Source organism: Shewanella sp. GutDb-MelDb, from assembly GCF_002836075.1.
GTDB lineage: Bacteria > Pseudomonadota > Gammaproteobacteria > Enterobacterales > Shewanellaceae > Shewanella.
In genome coordinates this window covers 101264-115103 of the sequence record NZ_PJBM01000262.1, presented here as the reverse complement: position 1 = coordinate 115103, position 13840 = coordinate 101264, and the positions used below count along the sequence as shown (strand labels likewise).

General features: G+C 43.5%; 12 protein-coding genes. 6 read left to right on the top strand and 6 right to left on the bottom strand.

Annotated features, from left to right (window positions below; all coding sequences use genetic code 11):
- Nucleotides 1-401 precede the first annotated feature (401 nt).
- Nucleotides 402-926 (bottom strand): NADPH-dependent FMN reductase, encoded by a 525-nt coding sequence (locus CXF82_RS20470; protein WP_102038398.1) that lies wholly within the window; start codon nucleotides 924-926, stop codon nucleotides 402-404.
- 153 nt (nucleotides 927-1079) lie between these two features.
- Between CXF82_RS20470 and CXF82_RS20465 the strand changes: the two genes are divergently transcribed.
- A complete protein-coding gene (locus tag CXF82_RS20465) occupies nucleotides 1080-1976 on the top strand; it encodes a LysR family transcriptional regulator (RefSeq protein ID WP_102044848.1) in 897 nt (298 codons plus the stop codon).
- A gap of 64 nt (nucleotides 1977-2040) precedes the next feature.
- Here the strand turns inward: CXF82_RS20465 and CXF82_RS20460 are convergent, their stop codons facing one another.
- Nucleotides 2041-2811, bottom strand: coding sequence for a hypothetical protein (locus CXF82_RS20460; protein ID WP_102044847.1), 771 nt, complete (start codon nucleotides 2809-2811; stop codon nucleotides 2041-2043).
- Nucleotides 2812-3391: 580 nt separating this feature from the next.
- Between CXF82_RS20460 and CXF82_RS20455 the strand changes: the two genes are divergently transcribed.
- A complete protein-coding gene (locus CXF82_RS20455; RefSeq protein ID WP_257982833.1) occupies nucleotides 3392-5569 on the top strand; it encodes a cation:dicarboxylate symporter family transporter in 2178 nt (725 codons plus the stop codon).
- Between the two features lie 84 nt (nucleotides 5570-5653).
- Here the strand turns inward: CXF82_RS20455 and CXF82_RS20450 are convergent, their stop codons facing one another.
- Complete coding sequence (locus CXF82_RS20450; protein WP_101091306.1) at nucleotides 5654-6340, bottom strand: pseudouridine synthase; 687 nt, start codon at nucleotides 6338-6340, stop codon at nucleotides 5654-5656.
- Between the two features lie 332 nt (nucleotides 6341-6672).
- Between CXF82_RS20450 and pyrC the strand changes: the two genes are divergently transcribed.
- On the top strand, nucleotides 6673-7710 hold the full coding sequence (gene pyrC, locus CXF82_RS20445; RefSeq protein ID WP_101091305.1) for a dihydroorotase: 1038 nt from the start codon (nucleotides 6673-6675) through the stop codon (nucleotides 7708-7710).
- An 84-nt stretch (nucleotides 7711-7794) separates the two neighbouring features.
- Here pyrC and CXF82_RS20440 read toward each other — a convergent pair whose 3' ends face one another.
- Nucleotides 7795-8574: a CLCA_X family protein gene (locus CXF82_RS20440; RefSeq protein WP_101091304.1), complete on the bottom strand. Its 780-nt coding sequence runs from the start codon at nucleotides 8572-8574 to the stop codon at nucleotides 7795-7797.
- 60 nt (nucleotides 8575-8634) lie between these two features.
- Nucleotides 8635-9642 carry an AraC family transcriptional regulator gene (locus CXF82_RS20435; RefSeq protein ID WP_101091303.1) on the bottom strand — a complete coding sequence of 336 codons (1008 nt, stop codon included), beginning with the start codon at nucleotides 9640-9642 and terminating at the stop codon, nucleotides 8635-8637.
- Between the two features lie 144 nt (nucleotides 9643-9786).
- Here CXF82_RS20435 and CXF82_RS20430 point away from each other — a divergent pair, with 144 nt between their 5' ends.
- The 3 genes from CXF82_RS20430 to ppiC all read left to right on the top strand — a co-directional run bounded on the left by CXF82_RS20430 (nucleotide 9787) and on the right by ppiC (nucleotide 13505).
- Nucleotides 9787-11526, top strand: coding sequence for an N-acyl-D-amino-acid deacylase family protein (locus CXF82_RS20430; RefSeq protein WP_102038402.1), 1740 nt, complete (start codon nucleotides 9787-9789; stop codon nucleotides 11524-11526).
- A gap of 38 nt (nucleotides 11527-11564) precedes the next feature.
- Nucleotides 11565-13094 carry an arylsulfatase gene (locus tag CXF82_RS20425; RefSeq protein ID WP_102038403.1) on the top strand — a complete coding sequence of 510 codons (1530 nt, stop codon included), beginning with the start codon at nucleotides 11565-11567 and terminating at the stop codon, nucleotides 13092-13094.
- A 132-nt stretch (nucleotides 13095-13226) separates the two neighbouring features.
- A complete protein-coding gene (gene ppiC, locus CXF82_RS20420) occupies nucleotides 13227-13505 on the top strand; it encodes a peptidylprolyl isomerase PpiC (protein ID WP_101091300.1) in 279 nt (92 codons plus the stop codon).
- 91 nt (nucleotides 13506-13596) lie between these two features.
- Here the strand turns inward: ppiC and CXF82_RS22415 are convergent, their stop codons facing one another.
- On the bottom strand, nucleotides 13597-13752 hold the full coding sequence (locus CXF82_RS22415; RefSeq protein WP_180961236.1) for a hypothetical protein: 156 nt from the start codon (nucleotides 13750-13752) through the stop codon (nucleotides 13597-13599).
- Nucleotides 13753-13840: the final 88 nt, after the last annotated feature.

Sequence of the window (13840 nt, the reverse complement as noted above, 5' to 3'; positions counted from 1 at the left end):
TCCAATATATGATCTGTAACCATCCTTTTTAGCATCTAGACAAAACGAATACAGAGCGGCTTGTCACAATCTAATACTCAACTATACACCTTAATTTTAAATTTATATTTACCCTTTTAAATCAGGTTATTACCTATAAAAGTAAATACTTAAATAGAAAGATTTAATGCCAATGCTAATCATTTACATAGTGTTCGCATTCGCTTTTATAATGGTGGGTATTTCAGAAAATATTTGCTTCAGAGTGCTGGTATTAACAACAAAAATGACTCATTAAGGGGCAAAAAGTAGGATAAATAGAAGGATAGCGGGCATTATTTTGGCAATAAAAAGCCTGATGTTTAAATCAGGCGTTATCTTAGTTCATCAGCCTTAATGAACATGTCTAAAAAATCGGTTTGTTATTTCAACCCTGCTAACGCGGCCACTAATGCTATTTTTAGCTCTGGGTTTCTAAGTTCCTGCTTTTCCATATCAAAGTTATCGAAAAAGCTTGGGATAGAAAGCGAACCTTTTACATCGGCTGCAAAGTACGGTGCTGAACCAGAAGCCGCAGCCAGTACTGAGGATGCGCCACCAGGTCCAGGTGAAGTTGCAAGTAATACCATAGGGGTATTCTGGAACACTTTCATGTCAATACGTGAGGTCCAGTCAAACAAGTTTTTATACGCGGCAGTGTATGAACCGTTATGTTCAGCAAAAGAGATAATAATGGCATCGGCTTCACCTAACTTAGCAAAAAATGTTTGCGCAAGCTCCGGCTGACCTAATAGCTCCTCTCTATCTTGGCTAAAGATTGGCATCTCAAAATCATTGATGTCTAAGATTTCAACTTCAGCACCTTCGACTAAAGAAGCCGCGTAAGTGGCAAGTTGCTTGTTGATTGACTTAGTGCTGTTACTCGCTGCAAAGGCTAATAGTTTCATATTCTGACTCTCTATTCTGTTAACGCTACAGTTAAATCTGCAGCATATTAGGGTAAATTGTCGAAGTAACGATTAGCGACAATCCGATAGAGATAAGTGTATATTACAACTCATACGTGATTAATAACCTTAAAAGATAATAACTATTTCCATATGACTCTTAATAAACTGTTTGATGGCGTAGTAATATTTGCTCAAGTCGTAAAGAGTGGCGGTTTCTCTGCGGCGGCCGAAGCCATGGGCCATTCAACCTCTTATATCAGTAAAGAGGTGAATAAACTCGAAGCACGCCTCGGCGTTAGGCTACTCAACCGAACGACTCGCTCTATCAGGTTAACGCCTGAGGGTGATGCCTATTATCAACAGTGTCAGCAATTGATTACCGACGCCGAGCTGGCGATAGGCTTAATCACCCAGCATGATGTCAGCCCCCGAGGAATATTAAAACTAAGCTGCCCGATAGGTTTTGCGCAAAATCACCTTGAGCCCATCATTTCTGAATATCTGCAGCGCTACCCTAACGTCAGCTTAGAGTTGGACTTAAGTGATAAACGCACTGATGTGGTTGCCGATGGTTACGATCTTGCTATTCGAGCATCATCACAGCTTGATGAATCCAGCCTTATTTGTCGCAAGCTTTATTCCTGTAAAGCCTTTACTGTGGCTTCAAAAAACTATATTTCACGCCATGGTAAGCCTTACCATCCACGCGAGTTAGCCAATCATAATGGGATCTGTTATTCCAATCTAAAATCGCCGAGCCGCTGGGATTATATCGATAATGATGGTAAATCCTTCTCTGTAGATGTGCGTCCTAAAGTCCTCTGTAACAACGGCCATATGCAACTGGCGATGGTGCTTGAAGGTCATGGCGTAGCCAGGCTACCAAGCTTTTATATGCAAGAGGCGTTACAGAGTAATCAACTTGAAGTGCTGTTTGATAACTTTCCAACAATCGACGTTGACGTTTTTGTGATCTACCCGAGTCGAAAACATTTATCGCCAAAAGTTAGGGCCTTTATCGATCTCGCAGCTGAGAGATTGGGCTAACGTGGTTACACAAATAAAGCCGCGAACGCGGCTTTATGATCTCGCTATCTGTATATTTGAGTCATCACTTATCTTTCATCGATAGCTCATCCACTAACCTATATACGGTGTAAGTGGTGGAGTGAAAATTATCAGACCACGCTTTTAACGCCGCCCCAGCTTTAGCTTCATCACCCATATGGGTCGCTAATACTTCCGCAAATGACTTGTCTGGCGGCGTCATGCCAGCGTAATTGTTGTAGGGAATAACTAAACTAAGTCCCCCTTCACCACCAATAGAATCAGCCCATGACCAAGAATATGGCCACTTCATCGCCTTAGCATTGTCACTTAACAGCTTTTTACCCGCGGCAATACCTTTACTACTGCCCATCTTCTCTCGGTAATTGGTGACTGCAAAATACTTAAACTCTTCACTGTCTTGTGGCCAGTTACTATTTTCGATGTCTAAACGGCTGTAAAAGTGCTCATAATGATGAATATACTGCGCCACATTTGCGTACCAGTCATCGAGGATCTTGTTATCGGCCTGCCACTTTTGATAGCCATCAACATCATTCCACTGAGTACAACAGTAGCGAATAATATAGCGGTCCATGCCGGTGCCGATTGTAGGCCGATAGACTTTCCATGCTCTTGGGTCACCTTGACTTGCACGGAACTGAACATGTTTTATAAACGCGGTTTCAAATGCAGACTCTTGGCCATGGTTAGGTACCATAACCCATACATCAGCAAGTGAATCAGGCTTTGCATCAGCGGCAACGGCGGTATTCATCAACGCCATCATCGCCAATAAGCTACAGGTGAATATCTTAAATAGAATCTTTTTCATTTCTATAATCCTTTCAGTGAGTGAGTCGCAATCACGTCAACATTAAAAGTTAAGAAAACACATTAGAGAGAGTATGAGATTTGAAACATGCCAACATAATTACGCATAAAGCCTAGCAACTATTACTCAATTTGCGAGATCCTAGCGCATTTATTCGTCGCTAGTGGTAGATTTTATTGTTTTCAATTGAGCATCAATAACTGAATAAAAAGCGAGAACATGAGCGTAATACACTGTCTGTTAGAAGATCATTTTCAGCTTAGTAAGTAACGCTAACAATACTCAGCAGTAATGATTTTTTGTGTGACTAAAAAACCTTGAAGTCGCTGGTAAATCAAATTGTTAATACTAATGAGCAAACTTTAAAATATTTACTTTAAAGTTAAAGCTATCTATATCTATAATGAACATGGCTATGTCATACCAGCGCTAGCGTGGCTGAGCTTTAGCTAATATAGGACAGCGTAAACCAAGGTTAAAAACATTTTTAACCTTCAGGGTATTTCAATCGCTAAAACGAACATTTTCAGCTCTACTTTTAATCATTTGAGCTTACCACTAAAACTAAAATAATAATTGGATGGGATCGGTGCTAAAAAAAATACTAGCAATGACCAGCTCGACACAGATGTTAGTGGCCATGTTTTTGGGTTTCGGCGTTGGCCTATTCTTTGGTGAATCCGTAAGCTGGATGGGCACAATTGGCACCAGCGTGATATTACTCATGCAAATGACCGTTCTCCCTTATATCGTGGTCTCGCTGGTGGGCGGTATCGGTAAATTACAAAAGAATACTGCCAAGCTTATTTTCAGCCGCGCGGGACTTATCATGATACTGCTCTGGGGACTGGGGTTGCTCACAGTCGCCTTAATGCCACTTTCATTTCCAGTCGTTGAATCAGCTGCTTTCTTCAGCACCAGTAGCATTGAACCTGTAACCCCCATCAACTATTTCAAACTCTATATTCCATCAAACCCGTTCGAATCTATGGCGGGGGGCTATGTGCCCGCAATGGTGGTGTTCAGTATCGCCATGGGGCTTGCACTTATTGGCATGCAGGGCGAAAATAAACAGCAAATTTTAACCTTTATGCACACCAGTTCAGAGATATTTTCTCGCATCACTCAAGGCTTGGTCAAAGTACTTCCTATCGGAATTTTTGCCATGTCAGCCTCCGCAGCAGGCACTATGGGGGTTGATGAGTTTGCCAGTATGCAGGTGTATTTAATCAGCTACTTTGTGCTCTGTCTGCTACTCACCTTTTGGATTTTGCCGTGGATTGTCGCCTCTTTAACCCCTATCACTTTTGCACAAGCGCTACGGGTCTCAAAGGCGAGCTTAGTGACCGCATTTGCCACAGGGAACATCTTTATTGTTATTCCAGTGATTGTGGAAGAGTGCAAGCAGGTCATGCGTGAACACGATAAATTGAGTGAAGATGGCGCCACCTTGATAGAAATTTTGGTTCCGATTGCGTTCACGTTTCCTAATATTGGCAAGTTAACCGTGATCCTCTTTGTCCTCTTTGCGGGTTGGTTTAATGGCACGCCTGTTGATATCAGTAGTATTCCATCACTTTCTATTAGTGGCTTATTATCGCTATTTGGCAGTGTGTATGTGGCGATCCCCTTTATGCTGGATCTGGTCCATTTACCGTCAGATCTATTTCAGCTATTTGTGATGTCTGGCTTTATCACAGGAAAATTCAACTCCATCGCCGCCGTGATGAACCTGTTTGCACTGACGCTACTCACTGCTGCATTGTTTGAAAAGCACCTTACACTGCGTCCAACTCAATTGCTCAAAATGGGCTTGGGGATCGGCATAAGCCTTATTTTGACCTTGGTTGTATGCCGCGTGGGCATGGGGCTATTTATTCATAGCCCAGAGACCACCAGCGGCGTTATTGCGAATATGCAGGTGGCCGATAAAGTCCCAACAAAGGTCAGTAAACAGTTTCCGGTGATAGGAACAACTCCGCGATCCCCCATTGCTGGGATTAAAGAGATCCGCAGCAGAGGAATACTTAGAGTCGGCTATATACCCAGTAATGTGCCCTTTAGTTACTACAATAACACTGGCCATCTTGTTGGTTTTGATACAGCTATGGCGACTAAGCTCGCGGAAGATCTCAACGTTAAAGTCGGGTTTATTCCATTCAAGAAAAGCAAACTCGCTCAAGCGTTAGACGCGGGTTTTTTTGATATTGCCATGTCTGGTTTAGCCATGGATATTGAGCAGATGGATGCACTCAGCTATAGCAACCCGGTACTGGAGCTGAACTTAGCTCTGGCGACAAAAGATCACTTGGTAAATACCTTTAAAAGCACTGAAAAAATATTGGAACTGGACGCAGTCACTATCGCTTATGTAGAGCACAGCGACGTCGTTGAAGATGCTCGTTTAAAAGCGCCAAATATTAAATTTGTAAAAATAGACGGCTATAAAGATTTCTTTAGACAGAAAAAAGATAAATACGATGCAGTGGTGATCAGTGCTCAAGCAGGCTCAGCCTGGACACTATTCTTCCCAGGTTACGGTATTGCTTTGCTCGAAAGTAAATCACGTTACCCAGTAGCATACGCCGTTGCCCAATCAAACCAATCACTACTCAACTATGTCAATAACTGGCAGCGCTTGCGCAAAGTCGATGGTCACCAAGATGAGATCTATAACTATTGGATGCTGGGACAAGGTGCTGTTGAGAAGCTGCCTCGCTGGTCGATCATTCGCGACGTACTGCATTGGGTAGAGTAAGCCAGCAACGGCAGCGTCAAGCTGCCACCTTGGCTCTTTAATCAACACGAAAACTAATACACTAAAAAATTAACTCGCTCAAAATTACAGAAACTTGGCCACTTCATCGGGGGTAAGGTAGCGCCATTGAGCAAGTTCAACATCAAGTTGCAAGCTGCCAATTTGTTCACGGTGAAGACCATTAACTCGATTACCTACGGCGGCAAACATTCGCTTTACTTGGTGATACTTGCCTTCAGTGATCGTCAGCAGTACTTCATTTTCAGTCACAACCTTAAGATGCGCAGCCGCAGTAAGTTGTGACTCATTTTGCAGTTGAACACCCACTAAAAATTTAGCCGCAACATCGTCGCCAATAGCATCGCGCAGTGTGACTCGATAAGTTTTTGGGCACTGTTTTTCCGGTCTGATGATTTCAAATGACCAACGACCATCATCGGTCAGCAATACTAATCCAGAGGTGTCAGCATCTAAGCGTCCCACAATATGCAGATCCTCAGCTCTATCCACATCAATGCAACGAAATAGGCTCGGGTAATCACCATCGACATTCGAGCTCAAAGTATCAACGGGTTTATGCAGCATGATATAGCGTGAAGGCCGGGCGACTAATCGCCTGCCTTGCCAAACAACAGAGTTGTTCTCATGCACTTGAAATCTAGCTTCGGTAATAACCTTGTCATTCACGCTCACCTCGCCCAGCTCAATACATTGAGTAGCTGCAATACGGGTTAGCTCAGTACTTTTACACAAAAACTTATCAAGACGCATACAGATAAACATTCTTCTTTATAAATGACAGTAGAGGTTAACAGCCATCGGTGAAATAAGTAACTCTATAACGGTTTTCACAGACCGCTCTTTTTATAATCTGTTTGCGCGCCACTACAAAATTAGATTCATATCTACGGATAGGCTGGATCAACTCATAGAATATTGGCGAAACAAATATTTTCAAACAAGCCACGATAACAAGCTTAACGTTACTGTTATCTTCGCAGGTACTGCTATTAAGCAGAGGCGATTTCAGGCACAATATAGCTCGCAAAAATAGCATATAAGAAAGCACCTAATACTTTGTCGTAAACGCTTAGGAACCCTACATGACGCAGCTTACCCTACTGACACCAGACGATTGGCACCTTCATTTTCGTGATGGAGATATGTTGCAAGAAACCGTACCAGCAACCGCAAGATTGTTTAATCGCGCTATCGTGATGCCCAATCTGTTACCTCCTATCACAGATGCAAAGCTTGCCATTGCATACCGTGAGCGGATTTTAGCTGCTCGTCCAGCAGGTTCTAATTTTGAACCTCTAATGACCATTTTCCTAACCAACAATACGACAGAGCAAGACATCATCGATGCTAAAGCCGCGGGTATTGTTGCAGCAAAGCTTTACCCAGCGGGTGCCACCACCAATTCTGATGCGGCAGTAAAAGCGTTAGATTCGCTATTTCCTATATTTGAGGCAATGGCCAGACACGGTTTACTGCTGCTTGTTCATGGTGAAGTGACTGAATCACATATCGATATTTTTGATCGTGAAGCTCTCTTCATTGAGCGCTACCTAGCGCGTATCGTTGATGCCTTCCCAAACCTTAAAGTGGTGTTTGAACACATCACCACTAAAGAAGCTGCAGACTTTGTCATGTCAGCCGCAGATAATGTAGCAGCCACGATTACGCCACAGCATTTACTGCTTAACCGTAATGATCTACTGGTTGGTGGCGTGCGCCCACATAATTTCTGCTTACCGGTTTTAAAACGCAGTACTCATCAAGAAGCGCTGCGCGCTGCTGTGGCGACGGGTTCAAGTAAGTTCTTTTTAGGCACCGACTCTGCCCCACACGAAAAGCACCGTAAAGAATCTGCATGCGGCTGTGCAGGTTGTTATAGCGCTTGGAGCGCATTAGAGCTTTATGCTCAGGTGTTTGATGACTTAGGTGCGTTGGATAAGCTTGAAGGCTTTGCCAGTACTCATGGTCCAGACTTTTATGGTCTGCCACGCAACACGAGTACCGTCACGCTGATAAAAGAGACTTGGACAGTACCGTCAGAGATCATTCTGCCAAACGGCAACCCTATCGTCCCTTTCTTCGCTGGTGAAAAAGTTAATTGGAAAGTGAAGACCGCTTAACGGATCATTTTCACTGTCAGCCAGTTCGAGACCAAGCCCGCTAATGCGGGCTTTTTTGTCTCTAATATCAATATAATCTGTACTTTACTCTCGGCCTAACGCCTCACCCAAGGGTTCAAAATAATCAATCAACACACTGAATATTTGCTGTCGATGTTCGATCGTAGGATAACCGCCAGCATCAAAAAGGTCTGAATGTAAGGTTTCATCCACTAAATAAGGATTACTAATATCAGCATAGGATTCGATACAAGATTCAAACGCGCGCGCCATTAATTCGGTTGGTTTTGAAAAGTACTGCGTGCCATATTGCTTATCTAACGCAATCGCGCGGCAGACATAGTCATGCCCTTCCTCACCATCGTCGCTAAGCATACTCACTTCAAATACCCGTTCTAAGCGTTGGTTTAACGGATGTTTAATCGGCTTTACATCTGCAATCCAACTATGACTCGCAAAAGAGATTCTATTAGATGAGATATGAAATGATTTTGGAGCGATATAATGATCAAAGGCATGCCAAAACTCATGCGCAAGTGCCCCAGCACCCGCATTTTTAGCCAGTGCCAGTTCACGTCTATCCGGCGCATAATGCGCCTGCACTCCTTTTTGGCCACCGGTACCAAAAGCAAGGTTAAGTGTTTGCCGTAAACCGAGCGCTTTAGGCGGTAGCTTTAAAATAAAAGCAAGGTCCGCTAAGGAGTCAAAGATCAGATTTGCCGCTTTATCACGCTCCGCATTTTCTACCCACTTGCCTAAGCGGATATGACCTAAGCCAAACACCTCTTTGACATCAACAAAACTGACTTGCTCATCAAAACGGTAATCAGGACCAATGCGATGATATGCCTTAGACTTTAACACTCACTCTTCCAACTAACTTATATTCACCCATTATAATCAAGCAGCAAAGCGAGTCACTGACTATTGTGTGTTTTGCTTGCGCCACTGCAAAGGAGACAGCTGCATCCTATGTTTAAACGATTTAGAAAAAGCACTCACATCGCTAAAGCCCAACACCTCAGATAACAAGGTAATGTCAATTTGACTTGAGGTTAAATGCCAACAGGCAGAACTCACTCTAACGTCCATCAATAACTGCTTAAATGTTAGACCTTTACATCTTAAGCGCCGTTGAAGGGTGCGCCTATTCATATTCAACATTGACGCAATTTCATCAATATTCGCATCCCCCATCCCCATCGTTTGTAAAACTAAAGTTTTAACCTTACGCTCAATATCATCACCAAACTGTCCAATGAGGGCCTCTAAATAACCTTCAACTTGAGCTTTATCTTGCGCTGAAATCGATTGCGATTTCTGTGCTAAATAACTGTTATCGAGGACCAGTCGGTCATTTTCCTGATTAAACACCACAGAGCACTCAAAGTATTTTCGATATACCGCACTATCAGATATTGCGGTATGGGCGAACTCAAGTCGGTCCAATTTTACTTGAGGGCCAATAAGTGTTTTAACTAAGCCTAAACACACACCAAAAGATAACTCCTTGTACTGCTTTGCATGGCTTATATCTTGGAACACTTGATAACGTTCGATAAACGCCGATGAAGCAAACTCACGCAACATCCAATATTCACCCTGACTATGTATCGCCATATAACGCTGCGCATGAATCAAGGCTGCTCTCACTGTTTGGCTTGTCTGCATTATCATGCCTACCGCACCCAACATCTCAAGCCCTTGTGTCGCCGCTAAACGTAAACCAAAGTCTTTGCAATTTAACTGTTCTGCGCTCAGTTCAAGCAAGTTAATCATGTCCGCAACGGCAATCATATTATCGGGGTTAACAATGTCTTCAGCGGTTAAAGCGCATTGTAAAAGCAAGTGTTCAGCATCACCTCCCAGTTCGGTCACTAAGCCATCAAACCCCACTAACGAGCCACTACGAATGAGATAATCTTGCTGCATCAATACGTCACCTATCAACTAACTGTGATTAGATAATCGCCAATTTGTCACCAAATGACAAGAATGTTAATTAGCTAAGCCTTAATCTGAATGTGTCGAATCGATAAACATAATAAAAACGATTAACAACATTCGGAGTTTTCAATGTCTGCATACGATACCATTATCAAGGGAGCTCGCTATTTTGATGGCACTGGCGCAGCCTCATCTATTCAAAATATTGCGATAAAAAACGGCAGGATAGCCAAAGTATCTAGCTCAAACATTAGTGAAACCGGCTGCGATCATATTATTGATGCCGAAGATAAATGGCTGATGCCCGGTTTTATCGACACCCACACACACTATGATGCTGAGCTGATTGTCAGTCCGAGCTTATCGGAGTCAGTTCGCCATGGCATCACCACCGTTTTGGTCGGTAGTTGTTCATTGAGCATGGTGTGCAGTGAATATGAAGATGCCTCTGATATCTTTACTCGAGTTGAAACCGTTCCTCGTGAAAAAGTGTTGCCTATTCTAAAAAAATACAAAACCTGGCACACACCAAAGCAGTGGGTGACATTTGCTAAAAACCATCCGCTAGGCCCCAATGTCGTTAGCATGCTAGGCCACAGCGATATGCGAGTCGCCGTTATGGGTTTACACCGTGCCACTGATCGCAATGTAGTGCCCACTGAAGCTGAAATGGTACAGATGGAACGCCTGCTAAAAGAGTCTCTAGAGATTGGCTTTTTAGGATTATCAACCATGTGCCTTAAATGGGACAAACTTGACGGTAATCGTGAATGGTCCAAAAGCTTACCGAGCACCTACGCTAAGTGGAAAGAAGTTTCCCGCCTTAATAATTTAGTGCGCCAATATGACCGGGTGCATCAAGGGGCACCCAACGCAGCCGCCATTCTGCAAATAAATCAATACATGCGCGAATGCATCGGCATTTTCAAAAAGCCTTTAAAGACCACCTTAATTAGTCGAATGGATCTAAAAGGCAGCGTCTATTTGAGTAAAATCACCAACCTAGCCGCTCAAGTCACCAACTTCTTCAATGGTGATTTTCGCTGGCAAGTGCTACCAACCCCCTTCACTGTTTACGCTGACGGTATCGATGTGGTGTTTTTTGAAGAGTTCGGTGCCGGCGAACTGGCATTAGATCTAAAAGACAAAATAGCCCGTAACGCATTACTAAAAGATGAAAAATATCGCCGTGACTTTAGAAAATTCTACGGTGAAAAACTCAGCCCTAGAGTCTGGCAACGCGACTTTGGTGACGCCATTATTCTCGACTGCCCAGATGAATCCATCGTGGGTAAAAACTTTGCCGAAGTAGCCGATAAAAAACAGATCCATGTGGTCGACCTATTTCTCGACCTCGTTGTGGAATACGGTACTGATCTTCGCTGGTACACCACCGTCGCGAACCACCGTAAGCACATACTTAAAAACATGGTCAAAGATAAAAAGTCTTTAATCACCTTTAGCGATGCGGGTGCTCATATTCGGAATATGGCCTTTTATAACTTGCCATTAAGAATGCTAAAGCTCGTCAATGAAAGTATCGATGAAAACCAAGCCATTATGACAATGGAGCAAGCGGTATTTCGTATGACAGGCGATCAAGCGCAGTGGTTCAACATTGATGCCGGGCGCATTCACATGGGTGATAGAGCAGACATAGTGATTATCAATCCCGCCAAATTTACCCAAAACCTAGAGCAAGTCAGTTGGGCAGACATGGAAAACTTTGACCTACAACGCTTAGTTAACCGAAATCCGGGGCTAGTCGAACAGGTATTTATCAACGGGAATCTGGCCTGTGAACATGATGAGATCCACCCTGAACTTGGAAAAAGTATGGAGTACGGCACCTACTTGCCAGCCCATTAAATGCGCCTCATTGACTCAATAAAATACGGATATTAATTATGATAAGCATGATAAAAAGCCTGATTGTCAGCTCTATACTCATCAGTACCGCTAGCGCCGCAGAGCAACCCAATATTCTGGTGATATTTGGTGACGATATTGGCTACAGCAATATTTCCGCCTATAACAACGGCATGCTTGGCTATCAAACGCCAAACATCGATAGCATTGCCAATGAAGGCGCAATGCTTACCTCCTATTATGCAGAGCAGTCGTGCACTGCTGGTCGTTCGGTATTTATTACCGGACAAATGCCTGTTCGCACCGGACTCAGCAAAGTCGGCTTACCTGGTTCTAGCCAAGGAATACAGCCTCAAGATATAACCTTGGCGCAAACCCTTAAAGACTTAGGCTACGCAACCGGACAGTTTGGAAAGAATCACTTGGGCGATCGAGATGAGATGTTACCGACTAACCATGGTTTCGATGAGTTTATGGGTAACCTCTATCACTTGAATGCTGAAGAGGAACCTGAAAATGCCGATTACCCGAAAGACCCGGCCTTTAAAAAACGCTTTGGTCCGCGTGGCGTTATTCATTCCTACGCAGATGGAAAAATTGAAGATACCGGCCCGCTGACAAGTAAACGTATGGAAACCGTAGACGATGAAACCCTAGCAGCAGCCAATGACTTTATCAGCCGCCAAGTGAAGCAGAAAAAGCCCTTCTTCGTTTGGTATAACAGCACGCGAATGCATAACTACACTCACGTCAGCGATAAACATTCAGGTGTAACGGGCTTAGGAGACTACGCTGATGGTATGGTCGAACACGATAACCTGATAGGAGAGTTGCTGGCCCATTTATCCTCACTCGATATTGATGATAATACGCTGGTGATCTATACCACCGATAATGGCCCAATGAATGCCACCTGGCCAGACGCTGCCACAGGTCCCTTTAGAGGTGAAAAGAATACTGGCTGGGAGGGCGGATTTAGGGTGCCGGCGTTAGTAAAGTGGCCCAAGCACATTAAACCAAACTCCAAGTTTAACGGTATAATGTCGTCATCGGACTGGTTTCCAACCCTCACCAGCATCGCTGGTAACTCAGAGATAAAAAAGCAATTACTCGCGGGTTATACCGCCAAAAATGGTAAGCAATACCACAATCATTTAGATGGTTATAATCAAGTCGATTACCTCAGCCATCAAACTGATGAAAGCGCTCGAAAGCAGTTTTTCTATTGGTCTGATGATGGTGAATTACTTGCTATGCGGGATGGCCGTTGGAAATTTAATTTTAAGATCCAAGAAAGCAAAGGCATGGCTGTTTGGACTCAGTCTCAAACAACCTTAAGAATCCCTAAACTGTTTGATCTTGCTACTGACCCTTACGAAAAAGGTGATCAGGGCTTTGGTTACGATGACTGGTGGTATAAGCGTGCATTTGTTGCTGTTCCGGCACAGGTAAAAGTAAAACAAATGTTAGAAAGCTTTAAAGCATTTCCACCACGACAAGTACCCGGCAGTTTTACGGTCGATATCGACATGCAGGATCTTATCAATATCTCCAAGCAAGCTCAGTAAGCTCATCAGCAGCCTTACCGTAAGTAGACCTTCAGCTGCTTACGGTAAGCATTGCTAATATCAACCCTAGCCTCCCCCTTAGATTAAACGGTATAATCGGCCTATTAGTTTCATCATGACATAGGCCTAAACATGGCAAAAACGGCAGCTGCACTGCACATTTTGGTTAAGCATAAAGAGCTTGGCGAAGACATTATTAAACAATTGAACAAAGGCGTTAAGTTTGACGTGCTTGCTAAGAAACACTCTAGCTGTCCGTCGGGTAAAAAAGGCGGTAGTTTAGGCGAGTTCAAAAGAGGCCAAATGGTGCCGCAATTCGATAAGGTCTGCTTCAGCGGTGAGTTGATTACACCGCATTTAGTTAAAACCAAATTCGGTTGGCATGTGATTAAAGTGCTTTACAGGACGTAGAGGCGTATAGATATTGTAAGCTGACTTTCGAGTGTCTTAAACACTTTCTCATTGTGAAGCGCTGTAATAGTACATTGCAATGAGTACGTTATTAAAGTGCTTTACCGGACTTAATAGACTCGGTACTTTTTACTCGCTTGACTAAAGCAACGGCCTTACGGCCGAACAAGTCGTGGCACTTCGCCCCTTCTGTAGTAAACAGCAGTGCTAGAAAGACTGCTAATCTGATGTGAATCGATTCAAACATACCGAATATTCATGCTTTTATAACCCTTTTTTATAAAGAGTTACATCCAACCTGAGTTGTGTCTGCACATGCGCTGACCGCAGGTCAT